Origin of the sequence: Micromonospora sp. CPCC 206061 (genome assembly GCF_036906915.1) — a bacterium.
In the GTDB taxonomy this organism is placed as follows: domain Bacteria; phylum Actinomycetota; class Actinomycetes; order Mycobacteriales; family Micromonosporaceae; genus Phytohabitans.
Genome location: NZ_JBAKHX010000113.1, coordinates 1 through 19,001, shown reverse-complemented (window position 1 = coordinate 19,001; position 19,001 = coordinate 1). Strand labels below are relative to the sequence as shown.

The following is a 19,001-nucleotide window of genomic DNA, read 5'->3' as shown; positions in this document are numbered from 1 at the left end:
CTTGGCCTCCGACTTGCCATCGTCGCCGGCGCCGCCGACGCCGGCATCCAGTGCCTGCGCCGCGCGGCCACCGAGGCGGCGCGCTGCCGCGACACCGTGCTCCAGTCGCGGGCCCTGGCCGCGCTGGGGTCGGCGCTCGTGCACGCGGTGCGGGGCCGCGACAACGAGGGCGCGGTCGTGCTGCGCGAGGCGGTCGAGGTCGCCGCGCGCTGCGGCGACCGCGCGACGGCGGTCACCGCCCGCCGCGAGCTCGGCTTCGTCGAGGTCCAGGCTGGCCGCAGGGGTACCGCCAACGCGTGGCTCGGCCAGGCGCAGGAACTGGCCGAGAACGACGCGGAACTGGCCGCCGTGCTCGCGGTGCGCGGCATGAGCGCCTCCGACGCGGCCGACTACCCGGCCGCGCTGGCCCAGCTCGGCGAGTCGGTCGAGCTGGCCCGCGGCTGTGGTGACCAGCGGCAGGAGGCGTGGTCGGCCGGTGTACTGGCCCGCTCGCACCTGCTGCGCGACGAGCGCAGCCAGGCGGCGGCCGCGCTGGCGCGCTCCATGGACCTGGTGCACCAGCAGCGGTGGATGGCGTTCCTGCCGTGGCCGCAGACGCTGCGCGCCGAGCTGGACCTGCGCGCGGGCGACCTGGAAGGCGCCGCCGACCATCTGGAGCAGGCGTGGGCGCTGGCCTGCCAGCTCGGCGACCCGTGCTGGGAGGGGATGGCCGGCCGCGGCCTCGCCCTGCTGCACGCCCGACGGGGCGACCCGGCAACCGCGGGCGCCTGGCTCGACGAGGCGGCGCAGCGCTGCAGCCGGGTGCCCGACCGGTACCAGTGGGTGCACGGGTACGTGCTGGACGCCGCGGCGGCAGCCGCCCTGGCCCGCGGCGACCACGACCGGGCCCGCCGGCTCGCCGACGCGCTGTGGTCGCTCGCGGCCCGCTGTGACCTGCGGGAACTGGTCGTGCGGGCGCATGTTCACCGGTACCGGCTGGGCGACGGCGGCGCGCTGAACGCGGCCCGCCTGCTGGCCGCGGGCATCGACAACCCAGCGCTCGACCCGCTGCTCAGTAGCGCCTAGGTAGGTCCTAGGTATACCTAGTCCGATCTACGGATCTGGGGGCGCTCAAGATAGGTAACGGCGTCCGATGTCTCCAGGCCCTTACCAGCCGAGGATTGAATCCATCAGCGGTAAGCAACCAAGGAGACAGTAGTGATGATGGTTCACCCAGATCTGATGCTGGCAATGGCGCACGACCGGCAGCACGAGCTGATCGAGGAAGCCGAGCGGGGCCGGTTGCTGGCCTTCGCCCTGCGCGTACGCCGGGAGCGGCGGGCGCACAAGGAGCGGGTGCGTGGCGCCCCCACCGGTACCCTGGCCTCGTGCGACCCTCGCGCGGCGGTGCCAGCCCGGTGATGATCGGACGCGACCGCGAGCTGCGCCGCTTGGTGCAGCTCGCGGCGTCGCGTGAGCCGGCCGTTGCCGTCGTGGCCGGCGAGCCCGGCATCGGCAAGACCCGGCTGGTCCAGGAACTGCTCGACACCCTCCCGGAAGAGACCGTCGTACTGGTCGGCCACGCCGAGCCCGGCTCGCTGTCCCGGCCGTACGAGGTGCTGCTGGACGCGATCGACGGGCGGCCCGAGGTCGACGAGCAGCGGCTCGCGGGCCTGTCCGACCCGGCCCGCAGCCCGGTCGAGCGGCTGCACACCGGCCTCGCGATCGTGGCCGACCTGGTCGGTGACGCTCCCGCCGTTCTCATCTTCGAAGACCTGCACTGGGCCGACTCGGAGAGCGCCGCGCTCTTCGAGCGGATCGCCGACCAGCGCGGCCCGCGCCTGCTCATCGGCACGTACCGGCCCGACGAGGTGACCCGCCGCCACCCGGTAGCCGGGCTGCTGAGCCGGCTGGAGCGCCGGCACGCCGTGACCCACGTGCGCCTCGACCGGCTCACCCCGGCGCAGACCGCCGCCATGCTGGCCGCCGCCACCGGGGCACCCGCCCCGCTGCGCGCGGTGAGCGCGCTGCACCACCGCACCGGCGGCAACCCGTTCTTCCTTGAGGAGCTGCTGCGCGACCTGCCCGGCTGCGACCCGGAGGTGCTGGCCGACCAGCCGCTGCCGTGGAGCCTCGCCGAGCTGCTGCGCCGGCAGGTCGACGACCTCGACCCGGTGACCCACCGCATCGTCGAGGCGGCGGCCGTACTCGGACACCGCGTGCCGTTCGACCTGCTGGCCGCCGTGAGCGGCGCGGGTGAGGACGAGCTGATCCAGGTGCTGCGCGACCTGGTCACCCAGGGCGTGCTGGTGGAGTCCGGCGAGGACGAGTTCCTGTTCCGGCACGCGCTGGTGCGCGAGGCGATCACCGATCAGATGCTCGGCCGCCAGCGCCGCCGGCTGCACGAGGCTGCCCTCGACGCACTGCTCGCGGGCGGCGCCTCCGATCCCGCGATGGTTGCGCACCACGCCCACGCGGCCGGGCGGTACGACGACATGCTGGCCGCCGCCCGCCGGGGCACTGCGCTGTACCTGTCGATCGGGTCGGCGTACCAGGCGCTGCAACTCGCCGAGATGGGCCTCGACGAGGCGCCCGACGACACCACGCTGCTCGCCGGCGCGGCCCGGGCCGCCTGGCTCGCCGGGTTGCTCGCCGACGCGCTGAGGTACGGCACCCGCTGGCACGACGCGGCCGACTCGGCCACCGACCGGGCCGAGTCGCTGTACCTGCTGGTCCGCCTCGCGTGGGAGTCCCGCGAGTTCGCCCGCATGACCGATCTCACGCACGAGATCGAGACGCTCATCGAGGAGCTGCCGCGAGGCGGCGCCCAGGCGCGCGCGATGACCGCGATCGCTCAGTCGACGATGCTGCGCGACGAGTTCGAGGCCACGCTCGACTGGACGTCGCGCGCCGCGGCGCTCGCGGAAGAGTTCGACCTGCCGGAGGTGCGGCTCGCGGCGCTGGTCGAGAAGGGGTCGGCGCTCGCCGATCGGCCGCAGACCGCAGCCGAGGGGCGCGCCATCCTTACCGGGCTCGTCGACGAGGCGGAGAAGCGAGGCGAGTGGGTCCTGGCCGCGCGGGCGCTCCACAACCTGCTCCAGGACGACCCGGAAGACTCCCCGGAGGTTCTCGCCGAGCGCCTGGAACGCATGCGGGTCGACGCCGAGCGCGCCGGCCTCGAGTCGCTGACTGTTGTCGCCTACTTCCAGGGGCGTGCCCGGCTGGCGATGCGCGCCGGAGACCTGCGCGCGGCGATCGACGCGCTCGAAGACGGGCGCGAGCAGGACCGCGGGTACCTGCGGCATGGCCGCTGGGCGGACCCGCACGTCGTCTTCCTGGCCGGGCTGTGCCTGGAGGCCGGCGAGCTCGACAAGGTCGAACAGCTCGTGGCCGACCTGGACGCGGTGCCCAACCTGCCGGGGCAGTCGAAACCGGGGCTGGTCTTCCACCTCGCCGCCCGCCTCGGCGACGCGCCACGCGCCGAGGCTGCGCTGGAGGACTACCTGGCCGAGATGGCCAAGCAGGACTGGCGCAGCGGTTCGACGGCGCACGACCTGATCTCCGCCGCGCTGGAGCTGGGCCTGCCACCCGCGCGCCTTTCCGAGCTCGCCGAGGCACTGCTCGGCGAGACCGTGTGGGACGCGTTCCGGACGCTGGTGGATGCCCAGGTCGCCGAGGCGTACGGCCGGCATGGCCCGGCCTTGGAGAGCTACCTGTCGATCCTCGATGCGCCGGTGTTGTCGCCGGCGATACTGGGCACTGTGCGTGTCGGGGCGGCCCGCTGCCTGCTGGCGGCCGACCGCCGTGAAGAGGCCGCGGCGCAGGTGGCGGCCGCCGAGCCGCTGCTGGCCGGGTGGGGCGGCTGGCGGGTGGCGCAGCTCGCGCAGGTCCGCGCCCAGTTGGGCCTGGCCCCGGCGGACGCCACTGACGCGGTGACCGGGCCGGCCGCGTTGACCCCGCGGGAGCGCGAGGTAGCGGTGTTGATCAGTGACGGGCTGACCAACGCGGAGCTGGCCCGGCGGCTGTACATCTCGCCGAAGACAGCCGCCGTGCACGTATCGAACATCCTCCGCAAGCTGGGCGTCTCCTCCCGCACTGAGGTCGCCCAGGTGGTCACGACTCAGGGTCGGTGACGTCGGCGTAGGTGGCGTCCAATGCCTCGGCCGCCGCATCCGCCTCTACCGCTATGGCTACGCCGTGGGCGCCGCTGCCCAGGGTCACGGCGCGGCCGCGCAAGCGCTCGTCGACGACGACGGGCCAGGCCGTCGTCGAACCGAACGGGGTGATCGTGCCGCGCTCGTAGCCGGTGGCCTCCTTGGCCGTCGCGGCGTCCGGCATGGACAGTCGGCTCACGCCGAGCAGCGTGCGCAGCTTTGGCCACGAGATGACCCGGTCGCCGGGTACGAGGACGAAGAGGAAGTCGCCGTCGCCGCGGCGCACCACGATGGTCTTGACTACGTCGATCACATCGACGCCGCGAGCGCTCGCGGCCTCTGCGACGCTGCGCACCGGTCCGTGGTCGATCACGCGGTACGGGACTGCGGCCTTGTCGAGGGCCTCGGTGGCGGCGGACATGGCAGCACACTACCGGCGATCTCGTCGGCCAGCCGGGCGGCGATCAGCGCCGCCTCTTCGGTGGCGCCGCGGACTTCGGCGTCGAGGACCCGGAGGCTGCTGCCCGCCAGCCGCTCGTCGGCCTCACGCGCCTGGTCGAGCGCGATGAGCGCACCCTGCAGCGACAGCCGGGCGGCGTGCACCTCGGCTATCGCGGCTTGCAGATGGACGTCCGTCACCGATCCGTCTCCACGGCTAGGACGACGCACGTCGTGTGCGTCAGGTTCGAGGGAGGGCCGCGTCATTCTTAGTACGTGATCTGGTCTGCCGTCACAGTAAGTAATTCGACCTCGGGCAACTGCTGAGTGCGCTGAGAATGCTGTGGGTGGATCGCGTGGGCACCTACGGTCGTTCGAGGGCTGAGTCGTGCCAACGATGTCCGCTTTTGGTTGCATATTGCCTGTGATGTAGGTCACAATAGCAATTTACTCCGGGCAATGCGACCTCATTACGGAATGTCGATGAGTCGTCGCGGTGCGGAGGAACCAGCGAGTAACTTCCGGGCAAGCGGGTAACCGTCAGATTCACGGCAGGCAACTTTCCGTAGTACATCGACTACTCCAAGGTTGAACACGTGTCCAACGATTTCCGCGCACCGGACGAGTGGGAATGCCGAGTGTTCATCGCGGTTGCCGAGACGCACGGTGCGGAGGCGGCCGCGCAGCGCCTGAAGGCTCTGCGCGGCGGGCGGTACGAGCGCCAGTCGGTCGAGAAGATCCTCAAGAAGGTCGAGTCGTGGGTCGGCGAGACGCTATTGGAACGGCACGCCGACCGTAAGCTCTACCCGACCGAGCGCGGCCAGGAGTTCCTCGAGGCGGCGCGGGCGGTGGTCACCCAGTACCAGGTGATGCGCGGCGAGAGTCCGGACCGGAAGCTGCCCATCCTGGCCTGCATGCCGCACCACACGCACTTCGTCGCGCTCGCCGAAAACATCCTTTTCGACGCGCCACCGCAAGGCACGGAAAAGATCGTCGTCGAGTACCTCCAGCAGAATCACCGAGGTGAGGGCGAGTTTCACCGGTACGCGGTTACCCGACTCCGCGAAAACGTCTACCAATTGATCATTGGGCCGCGCGTCGCCGACACCAAGACGTACGACTCCACGACGCTCTACCACTGGCAATTGGAGGCGATGGTCGACCGCGACTTCCCCGGCGATGAGATGCCGCTGACCGACCTGGTGGCGAAGTACCGGATGCTCGCTCCACCCGGCGATATGCGATCACGCCGGCTGCTGGAGGACAGCATCGCGAAATGGGGGATCGACGACCCCGGCCCCGAGGCGCGGGTCGCCGGCGAGACCTACGAGGTCGGCACCAGCGTGATGCGGCTGCGCAACGAGCACAGCCGGCGCGGTCGCGGCGACCGCCGTGTCGTCGTCGCGCCCTCCGACGTCGCGCTCTCCTTCAAGGAGGGCATGGAGTTCGGCGGCCGGCACGCCGACCGGTTCAAGTGGGTGCCGATCCGCCACGACGGCCGGTCCCTGCGCATGGACGTGTGCGTGACGATCCGGCGCGGCAACCGCGACAAGCTGGCCGGGATCGTGGCGGCGCTGGCGACAGCGGTCGAGCGCATCAACGCCACGCCCAACCAACCCGGCCTGGCCGGCACTAGATGAGGGGGCGGACCTCCCGGGCCGCGAAGTGGATGAAAGCCTCGGGGTCAGGTTCGTCCTTGGTGGGCTGGAGAATCACGGCGTCGGCGCCCGCCTCGGCCCAGCGGCGGACCGCGACGGCCACCGTCTCGGCGTCGCCGGTAACGCTCACGTCGGCGTCTTCCGGGTACTTCCACCAGCGGCGCTCGGCGGCCATCCGCTCGGCGGCGCCCGGACCGGTGGCAGCGTGCAGGTAGACCACCACTCGGTGCGGCGCGCCGTCCGGGCGGCCATCGTCGATCAGGGCTCGCGCACGGCGTACAGCGTCAGCTGTCGTGCCCCCGGTCAGGATGGTGCCGTCGGAGGTCTCGCCCGACAACCTCAGCGTGCGCGGTCCTACCGCGCCCATGTAGACGGCGGGTGACGGGTCCGGCGGCCAGTCCAGCGCGACCTTGTCGAGCCGGACGTAGCGGCCCTGGGTCGACACCTCCTCGCCGCGCAGCAGCGCGCGCAGCGCGATGGTGTATTCGCGCAGCAGCGTCATCGGCGACTCGACGCGGGCACCGACCTGCGCCATCCAGTCCTGCACGCCGTGGCCGACGGCGATGTCGACGCGTCCGGGAAAGAGCCGGTGCAGCGTGGCGGCCTCCATGGCGGTGAGCGCGACGTTGCGCAGCGGCACCGGCAGCAGGCCCACGCCGACGCGCAGCCGCTCGGTCCAGGCGAGGGCGGCCGCGGCGGTGGCGATGCCGCTTTCCAGGAAGCAGTCTTCCCACAGCCACAGCTCGTCCAGGCCGGCTTCATCGGCGGCGCGCGCCACCGAGCGCAGCCGTTCCGGTGGGAGGTCGGGAAGGAACACGGCGCCCAAGGTCGTCATGCGGCCATTCTGCCTGCTTGACAGCCGCCGACCAGCCGATAACATAGGCGCACTTTTATGTGTTGTGTTAACGTTCACATTGGGAGGTCGCCATGTCCGTCCGTCGACGAGTGACGTCCATCGCGGCGGTCGCGGCCCTCGTGGTCGCGCTGTCACCGGCCGCTCGGGCTGAGGCGGCCACCTACGCGGGCTACGCCATGGCGTACTTCACCGAGTCACCGAACACCACCGGCGCCGACTACGGGCTGCACATCGCGGTCAGCGCCGACGGCCTCAACTGGACACCGCTCAACCAGAACAACCCCCTCGTCACCCCGACGCAGGGCACCCAGGGCCTGCGCGACCCGTTCATCGTGCGCCGGCAAGACGGCACGTTCACGGTCATCGCGACCGACCTCAAAGGCACCGACTTCACGCGACAGAACGAGTACATCCACGTCTGGGACTCGCCGGACCTGCGCACGTTCACGAACTACCACCGGCTGCGGCTACACACCATGCCCACGCACAGTTGGGCCCCCGAGGCCTTCTGGGATCCGGCCCGCGGGCAGTACGGCATCATCTACTCCGCCGTCAGCGGCGGGCGCGACAAGATCATGGTGAACTATACGACCGACTTCGTCACCGTGACCGCCGCGCAGGTCTTCTTCGACCCCGGATACGCCGTCATCGACGGCAGCCTCATCTCGCACAACGGCGTCAACTATCTGTACTTCAAGAACAGCACCAACAGCACGCTCGCCGGTGCGCGGTCCACATCGCTCAACCCCGGCAGCTTCACCGTGTACACCACCGGCATCACGCCCGGACGCGGCGTCGAGGCGTCCCACCTCGTCAAGTCTCTGACCCAGGACGTCTGGTACATGTGGGGCGACACGTGGAGCCCCAACGGCCGCTTCTTCGCATGGCAGACCACCAACCTCGCCAGCGGCTCCTGGACCCTGCTCAACGACCGCGCCTACACGCAGCCGCTCAACTCCAAGCACCTCGGCATCACACCCATCACCGCCACCGAGATGTCCAATCTGGTCACCCACTGGGGCAACCCGAGCTGGAACCGGCTCAAGTCCTACAACTTCCCGGGGCGGTACGTGCGGCACGCCAGCAACGTCGGACGGATCGACACGTACCCGTTCGACCCGTACCAGGACCAGCAGTGGCGAATCGTGCCCGGCCTCGCCGACTCGGCCGGCGTCTCCTTCCAGTCCGTCAACTCCCCGAATATGTATCTGCGGCACAGCAACTACGCGCTCGTGCTGAACACCAACGACAACACCAGCACATTCCGCGCGGACGCGACGTTCTACCGGACGGCCGGGTTCGCGGACGCGGGCTGGGCGTCGTTCCGGTCGTACAACTTCCCGGACCGGTACATCCGGCACGCCGGGTACGTGCTGCGAATCGACCCGATCACGAATAGCTCGTCCACAACAGACAAGCAGGACGCTACGTTCCGCGTGGGGTACTGAGGCTTTCCAGCAGAGCGTCGACCGCCCGCGCGGCGTGCGGTGCGCCGACGCGTTGCCAAATCGCCCGGGCGCGCCGGAGTTGCTCGACGCCCTTGCTCTGGTCGCCGAGGCGGGCGGCGCACCGGCCCAGCCCTTCCAGCGCGTTGGCCTCCGCGCGCGGGTTGCCCGCCCGTCGCGCGAGCGGCAGCGCACGCCGGTACCGGTCGAACGCCGCCTCCACCTCGTTGGTGGTCAGCAGCGCGTCACCCAGGTTGGCGAGGGCTTCGGCCTGCCCCAGACGGTCGTCGCGGCGGCGGAAAAGCGCCAGTGCCTCCTCGTGCCGGCGCGCGGCGGTGTGGGGCTCGCCGGCCAGGCGGCTCAGCACGCCGAGCTGGTTGAGCGCGTCCGCCTCCCCCGGCTGACTGCCCAGGTCCCGGTACAGGGCCAGGGCCTCGGTCAGCGACCGCTCGGCGGCCGGCAGGTCACCGGTGCGGCACGCCACGACGCCGAGGTAATTGAGGCCATTCGCCTGCCCTGGCCGGTAACCGAGCGCGCGATGGAGGGTCATAGCCTCGCCCAGGGCGGCGTTGGCCGCCGCGTAGTCACCCGCGTGGCAGTGCGCGTTTCCCAGGTAGTTGAGCGCGCACCCCTGGCCGTGCCGGTTTCCCAGCTCCCGGTGCGCGGCCAGCGCCCGCTCGAAGGCGTCGATCGCGGCGGGGTACTCGCCGGTGAGCAACTGGAAGGCGCCGAACTGGTACAGCGCCGTCGCCTCGCCCGACCGGTCGCCGAGGCCGCGGTGGATGGTGAGCGCCTGCCGCAGCGTGTCGAGCGCTCCGCGGTGGTCGCCGACGTGACATCGCACCACACCCAGCTCGTCCAGGGCGTCGGCCTGACCACGCAGGTTGCCCAGCTCCTCGTAGCGGGCTACCGCTTGGGCCAGCCGGTCCGCCGCGCCGCGGTGGTCACCGGTGCGCCGCTGGACGTGCGCCATCTGGGTCAGCGTGTCGGCCACGCCACGCCGGTCCTCGGCGCGTTCGAAGAGGTCGAGCGCCTGCCGCAGCGAGTGTTCGGCGGAGAGATACCGCCCGGTCAGCCGATACACCTCACCCAGGTCTAGCAGTGCCCTCGCCTGGGCTCCCCGGTCCTCGGCCCGATCGGCGGCCAGCACCGCGGCCTGGTGCAGCTTGGTTGCCTGGTCCCACGGGCCGGCGACGCGCAGATACCCGGTCATGGCGGCCGCCAGCGCGGTCAACCGGCGCCCGGCGGAGACCGGCAGCGCGTCGGCGCAGGCGAAGACGTTCGCGGACTCGGTGCGCATCCAGTCCAGCGCTTGCTGGCGGGCGTGCGCCGGAGAGCCGCTGTCGCGGGCGAGGCGGCGGTCGGCGGCCTGCGCGGCCTGCTGGTAGTGGGCGGCCAGCCGGTCGAGGGCCGATTCCCGCTCGGCCTTGGCGTCGGCGCTCAGGTGGTCGGTCAAGGCGCGGGCGTACTGGCCGATGAGGTCGTGCATGCGGTAGCGGCCGTACACCGGCTGGTCCAGCAACCGGTCGTGGTACAGCGCCTCCAGGTGGCGCCACGCGTCGTCTGGCGTCGTGCCGCCGAGCGCGGCAGCGGCGTACCGGTCGAGATCGAGGCCGGGGTGCAGGCCAAGCCGGCGGAAGAAACGCCTTCGGGCGGGCGGCAGCCGGCGGTACGACAGGTCGAACGCCGCGCCGACCGCGACGTCCTCCGCGCGCAGGTGGTCTAGGCGGCGGGCGGCGCGGGCCAGGTCGGAGACGAGGTCGCCGACCCGCCAACCCTGCTCCGGTCCCATGCGGGCAGCCAGCAGGCAGATCGCCAGCGGCAGGTACCCGGCCAGCCGGACCAGGTCGGCGACGGCGTCGGCCTCGTCGGGGTCGTGGTCCCGCCTGGCCGTGGCGGCGAAGAGCGCGACCGCGTCTTGAGGCGGCAGCGTGCCCAGCGCTAGGGGTACCGCGGCCTGGCTGGTGCCGAGACCGAGCAGCCGGCGCCGGCTGGTGACGATGACCAGGCAGCTGCCGGCGCCCGGCAGCAAGGGCTGGACCTGCGCCCGCCCGGCCGCGTTATCGAGAATGAGGAGGGCCTTCCGGCCCGCCATCCGCTTGCGCCACAAGGCCGTCCGGGCGTCGAGCTCCGTCGGGATCTGCGACGGCCGGGCGCCGCTCGCGAGCAGCAGGTCGAAGAGCGCGCCGGCGGGTGGGCGGTCCCGGCGACCGGCGGTGTACGCGTGCAGGTCGAGGAAGAACTGCCCGTCCGGGAACTGGTCGGCGAGACGGTGTCCAGCGTGGACGGCCAGCACGGTCTTGCCGACGCCGGGCATGCCGTCGATCGCGTACAGGGGGATCGTCCCGCCGGACTCGGTGTGCTGCCGGACGCTGTCGAAGAGGCCGCGCAGCTCGCGCTCGCGACCGGTGAAGGCGGCGGTGTCGCGCGGCAGCGTGTTTCCAATCGTGCCGGCGTCCGCGGCGCGGGGCATCCGATCGATGATGTACTGGTTGCCAGCCGCCTGGTAGACGCGGTCGCTGCTGCGCGCCTGAAGATTCCGGTCGGCGGTGGTCATCACGGTCGCCCGCGTAAGTGTGGCCGGTGGGCGGCGGCGGGGCGATCGTTTGTGGACAGCGTTGTCACGATCACAGAGACCACCTCTTGAGCGCAGAGTGAGTTACTGATTACGGTACGAGAGGGAATCGATACTGGTTCGCCGCTGCCGCCTATCTGACCGCGTTATTCTCCATTCATTCACGTTGATCTCCTGTGGGGTCGGGGCGCCATGGAGAATCGGCGTACTACTGGTTTCGCGGGGAACTGGGGGTGCCGTATGCCTGATCCGTTAATGGTCGCCGTCGCCACGGCGGTCGCAGGAAAACTAGCCGAGGGGATCTCGGACGCGGGGCGTACGGCGCTCGCCTCACTATCTCGATTCGTCCGCGACAAGATGCGTGGGGATCCAAAAGGTGCGGTAGCACTAGAAGCGGCGCAGGCCCAGCCGGACAATGCCGCCATCGTCGAGTGGCTGGCCATCGCGCTCGACGAGGCGTGCGCCCGCGACCGCGCGTTCCGCGACGAGCTCGCTCGCCTGTGGACGGCCACGCGCGACGGCGGCGTCGCCAACACGATCTCCGGATCCGTGCATGGGCCCGTCGTTCAGGCCCGCGACGTGCACGGTGACATCAGGTTCGGCGGCGCGCCGGGGCCATGACCGGCAACATCATCGACGGCGACGCGGGCGGCCCGGTCGTGCAGGCCGGCACTGTCCACGGTGGAGTCCATCTGCACGGCGCCTCGGCGGACGCCCCTGTGCCGCACCAACTTCCGGCGCAGCCGCCCCACTTCGTCGGGCGCGAGCCCGAACTGGCGCAGATCGACGAGCTGGTCGGGCGGGCACGCGCCGGTCCCGCACTGGTGGTCGTCAGCGGCGTCGGCGGCATCGGCAAGTCCGCACTCGCCCTTCGCTGGGCGCACGAGGCACGCGACCGGTACCCGGACGGTGACCTGTACGTCGACCTCGGTGCGTTCGACCCGGGCGGTCCGGCGAATCCGGGCGCGGTCCTCGGGCAGGCGTTGCGGTCGCTGGGCGTGCCCGGCGAGCGGCTGCCGGCAGGCACCGCCGACCTGAGCGCACTTTTCCGCACCGTCACCACCGGCAAGCGGCTGCTGATCGTGCTCGACAACGCCGTTTCGGCGGCGCAGGTGCGGCCGCTGCTGCCGGCGTCGGCATCCTGTGTAGTACTCCTGACCGCGCGCTGGCGCCTCGGCGGCCTGCTGAGTGACGGCGCCGGGTTCCTCACTGTCGAGCCGCTTCCGGCAGCCGCGGCCACCGAACTGCTCGTCCGCGCGATCGGGCCCGACCGGGCGGCCAGCGACGCGGCCGCCACCGCGGCGCTAGTGCGCCTCTGCGCCGGTCTGCCCATCGCGCTGACCGTCGCTTGCGCACGCCTGGCCACCCGGCCCGGCTGGCCCGTCAAGCGGGTCGCGGACGAGCTGGCGCAGGAGCACCGGCGCCTCCGTGGCCTGCACGGCGTCTTCGACATGTCGTATGCGGCGCTCTCCGATCCGGTGGCGCGCTGCTATCGGGCGGTCGGCGTGCACCCCGGTGCCGAGTTCGGCCTGCCGGTGGTGGCCGCGACGCTCGGCGTCGACGAGATGGAAGCGGGTGACCTGCTCGACATCCTCGTCGAGGCGAACCTGGTGGCGGAGGTCGCGGGCGAGCGGTACCGGCTGCACGATCTGGTGCGGCTGCACGCCCGGCAGCGGGCGGAGGCGGACCCGGAGGCGCCGGTGATCGAGCGGCGCACCCTGGAGTGGTACCTGGCCGGTGTCATGGCCGCCGACGTACTGCTGACACCGCATCGCCGCCGCGACCCGGCCGACCCGTTCACGCACCTGGACGCGGGCGCCGTCCGCCACACCGGCCATCAGGCGGCCCTGGAGTGGCTGGAAGCCGAGCGCGCCAACCTGGTCGCCGGGGTCCAGTACGCCGCCCGCGACGAGCCGCTGCTGGCCTGGCGGCTCGCCGACGCCATGTGGGCGCTCTTCCGCTACCGCCGCCTCCATCACGACCGGATGGTCGTCGACCGGATCGCAGTGGAGTGCGCGCGCCGGCTCGACGACCCCGACCGCGAGGCGCGGATGCTGCGGCGGTGGGCGCACGCGCACGTCGACGCCGGGCGCGTGGACGAGGCCCGGGCACTGTTCGAGCGCAGCGAGCGGCTCTGCCACGACATCGGCGACCGGTACGGCGCGGTGGCGGCGCTCGAAGGGGTGGGGCTGGTGGCGCTCGTGCAGCACCGGTACGCCGACGCGGCAGCCCACTTCGGCCGGCAGGTCCGGCTGTGCCGCGACATCGGCGAGCACCGCCGTGCCGGAATGGCGCTCCAGTACCTGGGCATCGTCCACAACGAACTCGGCGAGTACCGCCCGGCGCTGGGGCGCCTGCGCGAGGCGGCAGGCGTGTTCGCCGGCCTGCCCACCGCGGACCCCTTCAACGCGGCTTTGATCGGCATCGAGGCCGGTCGGGCGCAGGTCGGCCTCGGCGAGAGCGCGGCGGCTCGTACCGAGCTGACCAACGCGCTCAACGAGATGCGCCGGCTCGGCTCGCCGCGCGGAGTCGCCAGCGCGCTGTGGCGCCTCGGCGAGCTGGCACTGTCCGACCCGTCCCGGCTCGCCGAGGCCCGTGCGCACCTGGCCGAGGCGCAGCGCCTCTACGAACACCTCGGCGATGCCGAGGCCGAGCCGGTGCGGCGACTACTCGCCACCATCCCACCAGCCGAGGCTGACCCGGACCGGGTGCCGTGACCGCAGCCGGGCCAGGTCGTCCGCGCCGAGCGTCACCGACGTCGGCTGCCGGTGCCCGATCCGCCAGCCGGCGAAGACCACCGCGTCGCTCAGCGCCTCGACTGGGTTGCCGGTCGCCAGCCAGCCGTGCAGGAACGCCGCGAACAGCGAGTCCCCGGCACTCGATGTGTTCCGTACCCCCAGCGGCGCGACCGCACCCGCGGTGACCAGCCGCCCATCCCGCAGCCCGAGCACGCTTCCGCGTGGGCCGCAGCCCACTCCCGCCATCGCGGCGCCCGGGTGGCGGGTCAGCACCTCGGCGATCCATTCCCGAGGCGGGCAGGGTAGGCGCTCGTGACTGCAGAAGATGATGTCGGCGACGTCCAGCCAGGGCTGGTAGTACGCCTCGTCGAGGTCGGCGATCACGTTGACGTCGACTGCCACCGGCACGCCGAGCAGCACCGCCGGTGGCAGGAGTGCCCGGACGAAGTCGGTGTTCGTGAGCACCGCCAGATCCGCGCCCGCCAGCGCCTCGACGAAGCGCTCCTCCGGGTACTGGACGGCGTTGACGACGCTGAGGTGCGGGTACACCATCCGCCGGCCATCCGGCGCGACCAGGATGACGCACTGCGACGAAGCCGGCCCCTCCACCACCGACGGCCCGTCGAGGCCGGCGGAGCGCAACTGTCCACGTAGGACAGCCCCCACAGGGTCCTCGCCGACGACCGTGCACAGCTCGACGTCGTCGCCGAGCGTCCGGAGGATCGTGGCGATCTGTGCACCGGCCCCACCCGCGCCGGTGTCGACCCACGGCGGGCTGACGACCGGCTCGTACGTGACGGGGAACCCGGAGACCGGCAGGTGCACGGCGAGGCTCGACACCCCGGCGACAACGATGCGACTGGCCATGACGTCTCACTCCTTGACGAGGATCGGCGGCGGTACAGGGGCGGCGGAGCAGGCCGATTCGGGCTCTGGAAGGCCCATGAGGCCGTACATGTGGGCGCGCAGCAGCCGGGCGGCCCGGCCGGGCTCCGAGGTGAGCGCCTCCGCGACGTGTACCGCCGGTCTGGCCGCGCGGACCTGGTCAGCGAGGGGCAGGTCCGGTGCCAGTGCCGGGATAAGCGGGATCGGCGACCCGGGTGCGGTGTGTGCCGCCGGCTCACCGGCCCGCAGCACCGGCACGCCAGCCCCGGCCGCGTACGCGGTAGCCGAGCCGTGGTCGCCGATCAGCACGTCCGCCGCCGCGACCAGTCCTCGCCAGCTCGCCGGCTCCACCACCAGCAGCCCGGCGCGCCGCTGCTCCCGCAGCCAGCCGAGGATCTGCCGCGAGCCATGCCCGTACCAGGCCGCCGGGTGCAGTACCGCGGCGACGGCGTACTCATTGGCGCGCAGCAGCTCGGAGACGAGGCTCCAGCCGCGCGCGAAGAGGGACTCCGGCCCCCACGTCGAGCTGACCGCCGCCAGCGGACGTTCCACGCCGAGTGCGTCCCGGTACCGGTCCTGCCGCGGGCGGCTGGCGCACAGCCGGTCCAGGCACAGGTCGCCGGTGACCACACCAACCGGCGTCGCTTGTGGACAGTGCCGCGCGAGCACCGGCAGCAGGTCACGATGCGGCAACGCGACCGCCGCCGGCACCAGCCGTCCGTACCATGTGAGCCAGGGAGGACTGAGACCGACGACCAGTCCGCTGTCCGCTCCGCCCAGTGCTGGCGGCGCCAGCTTGTTGTTCGGCACCCCGTGGCCGAGCGCGAGCAGCGGGCCGCGGAGCTGGTGCACACCGGCCGAGTCGGCCGCGAGCACAAGGCCGAATTCGGTATGCGTCGCCTGGTGCCAGCCGATCCTGACGGCGCCCAAGGCGTCGAGGCGCTCGCGTACACCGTTGGCGAACAGGTCCGGCGCCTGTGCGAAGACCACCTGGACGCGCTGATCCGGTTCCAGCAGCTCGACCGCGTCGAGCACGTACCCCAGACACGCGGGAGTGTGCACCACAGCCAGCACGGTGCGTTCTGTCGCCACCGTCCGCCACGCCGCCGCGTCCGGCCCTACCGGTACTCGTAGCCATTCCATGCCGACAGCGTGCGGTGCCTGTGCGGACAGAAATCCGGACACGAACCCGGACACGTCGGCCATGCGACACTGAAGGCTGCGGGAGGCTGCGTATGGACCTTCGACTCCTGGGAAACGTCGAGATCGAATCCGGTGGATCGATTTTTGCCCCCACCCGGTCCGCCGAGCGTTGCGTGCTCGCCACCCTCGCCTTCAACGCCGGTCGGCCGGTGCGGGTCGACACCCTCACCGACAACATCTGGGGTGACTGGCCGCCACCGAAGGCCGACGAGACGGTCGCCACCCACGTGCGGGCCGTGCGGCGGCTGCTTGCCCAGGCCGGCGGCGACCGCCAGTTGATCCGCAACCACCGTCCGCGCGCGTACGCCCTGCACATCGACCCGTCCTGGGTGGACTACCACCGCTTCCGGCTCGGCGTAGCCGATGCGGCTTCTCTTGGTGGCGTTTCGGCAGCCGCCGCCGGGTACGAGCGCGCGCTCGGCCTATGGCGCGGCGAGCCCCTGGAGGGTGTGGCCGGCGACTGGGCCGACGCCCGCCGCCAAGCCATGCGGACCGAACAGCTCAACGCGGTCTGCGCGCTGCTCGACCTGCGGCTCCAGTTGGGGGAGTACGCCGTCGTGGCGGCCCAGGCACGGCAGCTCGCGCACGACTTCCCGACCGAGCGGGTGCTGGTGCTCGCCATGCGCGGGCTCGCGTCTGCGGGGCACCAGGCGCTGATCCCGGAGTTCGTGGCGCAGGCGAGTGAGCGCATGTGGCAGACCGCGAATGTGCGGCCCGGGGCGGAGATTGTGGCGCTGGGGCGGCGGCTGGCGAGCGGGAGCATGCCCGTCACGGTGGAGCGCCCGGCGTCGGGGTCAGCGCCGGTGTCCGGCGTCCAGATGACCGCCACCCACAACGGCATGGTCTGGCAGTCGGTAGGCGATCAAATCATCACAGAGGGTTAAGAAAGCGCTTGTCTCTTATGCGCTTCTTAAGTAGTACGGGGCTTTTGGTGATGGCCTGCTAACCTGTGCCGGTTTTCACATCTACGCCAAGATCGCGAGTGCTGTGACCCTGGCGTCCACATAGGAGGCGATTGTGCTTGTGGCGTCTTTTTTGAGCATATTGCCGTATGTTCACTGGGAGAGCCTCTCCGGCCTTTGATACAAGACTGTCGGCGTCGATGGTCAGCCTGCTGGCTGGCCGTCGACGCCGGCGGCGGGTCAGGGAAGAGCTGCGCGCAGCCGCTTGCCGAGGAGGGCGAGGCGCTCGACCGGTTCGTTGCTGAACACTAGGCGCACGTGCCGAGGCGCCACCGTCTCACCCCACGCCGTCATCGGGGTCGCCGCGACCTTTTGCTCCAGCAAGCGCCGCGACAGCTCCGGGGCATCCAGACCGCACGCCTCGGCATCGATGAGCGCCGACCAACCGCCGTGCGCGGGGACCAGCGGCAGTCCCGCACACTGGTGCACCAGCTCATGGTGGCGCCATTCCCACTCGGCCACCGCTGGGCGGACGTCGTCATCGCCCAGCCCGAGCGCGGCGGCCGCGCCGATCTGCGCGAAACCGCTGGCGACGATGCCGTTGTAGATGTGCACCATGGCGAGCTGCGGCGCGAGCTCGGCGCTGGCGGCGATCCAGCCCACCCGCCAGCCGATCAGCCGCTGCTCAAACGCCGTCCCTCCGCAGGTGACCGTCAGATCGCGCATTCCGGGCAGCGCCGACGGGGTAATGACGGGCCGGCCGCCAAAGACGATCCCCTCCATGCCCTGCCAGTACAAGAGCATGATCCGCCGCTCGCGACAGATATCGGCGATCGCCTCCCACTCCTGCTGGCTGGGGACCCACCCGGTCGGGATCGAGGGAGCGATGAAGAGCACGCGTGTGCTCTCCGTGACCGCCGCTCGTAGGGCGTCGGTGTCCAGCCGCCAACCGTCCGCGTCACCGCGCAGCGGCACAAACCTCGGCACAGCGCCGACCAGGCGTACTCGCTGAATCATCCCGGCGTACGTCGGATCGGTGACGATCACCTCGTCGCCGGGATCGGTGAGCGCCAGTAGGGCATCGAGCATGTTGTCGCCCTCGCCCTGGGTGATGACGACCTCATTATGGGGGTCGTAGGACGGGCCACCCCGGCGCCGGATGAACGTGGCGACCGCCTCTTTCATCGCCTCGAGCCCGGAGAAGGGCAGGTAGGAGTTGGCGTCGTCGCGGCCGACGGCGGCGCGGGTCACGTCGACGACGTGGGGATGCGGGGGCACATCGGTGTCGAGATTCTCCAGCCGGAGTATCGCGGGATCCGCTCCCGCGGCGGCTGCGACGCGGTCGATGCCAAAACCCGGTATGTCTGCGAGCCGCCGACCCATGTCATGAGCCTACGGCGGGACATGAGGCCCGCGGGGCTATCGGACGAGATCCGCGTCCACGTCTTCGATCTTGTTGGCGGTGGCGGCGCGACGGATCCAGAGGGCGAGCCGGTCGAGATCGGTGCAGCTCGCGATGGTGGTGCGGATCCGGTCAGGAACTTCGATGCCGCGCGCTGCGAGGACCGCGAGCACCGCGTTAGCCTCGCCCCGTGCCTCGCCTTCGCTGAAGTATCGACGGGCGAAGTCGCTCTGATACCGGTGGCTCGTGGTGGTCATGAGCTCCTCCAGGCAATCCCGGGCCGCCGCCGGCAGCACCGCGAGTATGAGATCAGTGTACAGGTTGGCATGGTCATGATCGATAACGTCGAGCGCGCTGAGCAGGGCGTCGAATATCGGTGTGGGGTTGGGGCTGTCGCCGTGCGCCAGTGCCGAGAGCACGGCAAGCTCGGGAACGCGCCGGGCGGTCTTCTGGTCGGTGATCACAGGAACCTGAGCTGGACCGAGTGCAACCGGCGTCAGCATCGATCCGGGAGGACCGATCACGATTGCGGGTGTGCACCAATCGGCAACGGCCTGAACGGGACATACCACGAACAGCACGACCGGGCAGCCGAGCCGCGCGTGCAAGGTCGCAACGTATGCCGGCCAACTAAGTCGCTTGCGCGCGTCGATGCGTAGCTGTGCCTCGATCACGATCGCCAGCCCGGTGGCGCCCTCGTCGGCAGGGCTATTGCGTTCTAGATGCGCTGGTCACGGCCTTGATGAGATCGTGGGGGCGGCGGTTG

General features: G+C 71.3%; 16 protein-coding genes. 8 read left to right on the top strand and 8 right to left on the bottom strand.

Translation table 11 applies throughout. From position 1 onward, the window contains the following. The 3 genes from V6V89_RS38050 to V6V89_RS38040 form a co-directional block, all read left to right on the top strand. Positions 1-1,065 (top strand): hypothetical protein (locus tag V6V89_RS38050; RefSeq protein ID WP_334624528.1); only part of this gene is annotated, 1,065 nt, incomplete at its 5' end. Positions 1,066-1,200: 135 nt separating this feature from the next. Then, a complete protein-coding gene (locus V6V89_RS38045) occupies positions 1,201-1,401 on the top strand; it encodes a hypothetical protein (protein WP_334624530.1) in 201 nt (66 codons plus the stop codon). Continuing rightward, positions 1,368-4,112, top strand: a complete 2,745-nt coding sequence (locus tag V6V89_RS38040) for an ATP-binding protein (protein WP_334624527.1) — start codon at positions 1,368-1,370, stop codon at positions 4,110-4,112. Before V6V89_RS38045 ends, V6V89_RS38040 begins: the two co-directional genes overlap by 34 nt. Here the strand turns inward: V6V89_RS38040 and V6V89_RS38035 are convergent. Both V6V89_RS38035 and V6V89_RS38030 read right to left on the bottom strand, forming a co-directional pair. Beyond that, entirely contained in the window at positions 4,093-4,554 is a 462-nt protein-coding gene (locus V6V89_RS38035) for an aminoacyl-tRNA deacylase (RefSeq protein ID WP_334624526.1), read from the bottom strand. The two genes, V6V89_RS38040 and V6V89_RS38035, sit on opposite strands and share 20 nt — an antisense overlap. Beyond that, positions 4,503-4,772 (bottom strand): hypothetical protein, encoded by a 270-nt coding sequence (locus V6V89_RS38030; protein WP_334624525.1) that lies wholly within the window; start codon positions 4,770-4,772, stop codon positions 4,503-4,505. Before V6V89_RS38030 ends, V6V89_RS38035 begins: the two co-directional genes overlap by 52 nt. A 395-nt stretch (positions 4,773-5,167) precedes the next feature. Here V6V89_RS38030 and V6V89_RS38025 point away from each other — a divergent pair, with 395 nt between their 5' ends. Then, positions 5,168-6,211, top strand: coding sequence for a LysR family transcriptional regulator (locus V6V89_RS38025; protein ID WP_334624524.1), 1,044 nt, complete (start codon positions 5,168-5,170; stop codon positions 6,209-6,211). Here the strand turns inward: V6V89_RS38025 and V6V89_RS38020 are convergent. Continuing rightward, on the bottom strand, positions 6,204-7,064 hold the full coding sequence (locus V6V89_RS38020) for an LLM class flavin-dependent oxidoreductase (RefSeq protein ID WP_334624523.1): 861 nt from the start codon (positions 7,062-7,064) through the stop codon (positions 6,204-6,206). The two genes, V6V89_RS38025 and V6V89_RS38020, sit on opposite strands and share 8 nt — an antisense overlap. Positions 7,065-7,156: 92 nt before the next feature. Between V6V89_RS38020 and V6V89_RS38015 the strand changes: the two genes are divergently transcribed. Then, positions 7,157-8,533, top strand: coding sequence for a glycoside hydrolase family 43 protein (locus tag V6V89_RS38015; protein WP_334624522.1), 1,377 nt, complete (start codon positions 7,157-7,159; stop codon positions 8,531-8,533). Here V6V89_RS38015 and V6V89_RS38010 read toward each other — a convergent pair. After that, entirely contained in the window at positions 8,511-11,087 is a 2,577-nt protein-coding gene (locus V6V89_RS38010; RefSeq protein ID WP_334624529.1) for an ATP-binding protein, read from the bottom strand. The two genes, V6V89_RS38015 and V6V89_RS38010, sit on opposite strands and share 23 nt — an antisense overlap. A 258-nt stretch (positions 11,088-11,345) precedes the next feature. Between V6V89_RS38010 and V6V89_RS38005 the strand changes: the two genes are divergently transcribed. Beyond that, positions 11,346-11,726 carry a hypothetical protein gene (locus V6V89_RS38005; protein WP_334624520.1) on the top strand — a complete coding sequence of 127 codons (381 nt, stop codon included), beginning with the start codon at positions 11,346-11,348 and terminating at the stop codon, positions 11,724-11,726. Next, entirely contained in the window at positions 11,723-13,822 is a 2,100-nt protein-coding gene (locus tag V6V89_RS38000) for a tetratricopeptide repeat protein (RefSeq protein WP_334624519.1), read from the top strand. The genes V6V89_RS38005 and V6V89_RS38000 overlap by 4 nt, the downstream gene beginning before the upstream one ends. Here the strand turns inward: V6V89_RS38000 and V6V89_RS37995 are convergent. Beyond that, on the bottom strand, positions 13,772-14,710 hold the full coding sequence (locus tag V6V89_RS37995; protein WP_334624518.1) for a carbohydrate kinase family protein: 939 nt from the start codon (positions 14,708-14,710) through the stop codon (positions 13,772-13,774). The two genes, V6V89_RS38000 and V6V89_RS37995, sit on opposite strands and share 51 nt — an antisense overlap. 6 nt (positions 14,711-14,716) lie before the next feature. Continuing rightward, complete coding sequence (locus tag V6V89_RS37990) at positions 14,717-15,934, bottom strand: hypothetical protein (protein WP_334624517.1); 1,218 nt, start codon at positions 15,932-15,934, stop codon at positions 14,717-14,719. Between the two features lie 29 nt (positions 15,935-15,963). Here V6V89_RS37990 and V6V89_RS37985 point away from each other — a divergent pair, with 29 nt between their 5' ends. After that, complete coding sequence (locus V6V89_RS37985; RefSeq protein ID WP_334624516.1) at positions 15,964-16,815, top strand: AfsR/SARP family transcriptional regulator; 852 nt, start codon at positions 15,964-15,966, stop codon at positions 16,813-16,815. 258 nt (positions 16,816-17,073) lie between these two features. Here V6V89_RS37985 and V6V89_RS37980 read toward each other — a convergent pair whose 3' ends face one another. After that, positions 17,074-18,216 (bottom strand): pyridoxal phosphate-dependent aminotransferase, encoded by a 1,143-nt coding sequence (locus V6V89_RS37980; RefSeq protein WP_334624515.1) that lies wholly within the window; start codon positions 18,214-18,216, stop codon positions 17,074-17,076. 36 nt (positions 18,217-18,252) lie between these two features. Further along, positions 18,253-18,909: a hypothetical protein gene (locus tag V6V89_RS37975; protein WP_334624514.1), complete on the bottom strand. Its 657-nt coding sequence runs from the start codon at positions 18,907-18,909 to the stop codon at positions 18,253-18,255. Positions 18,910-19,001: the final 92 nt, after the last annotated feature.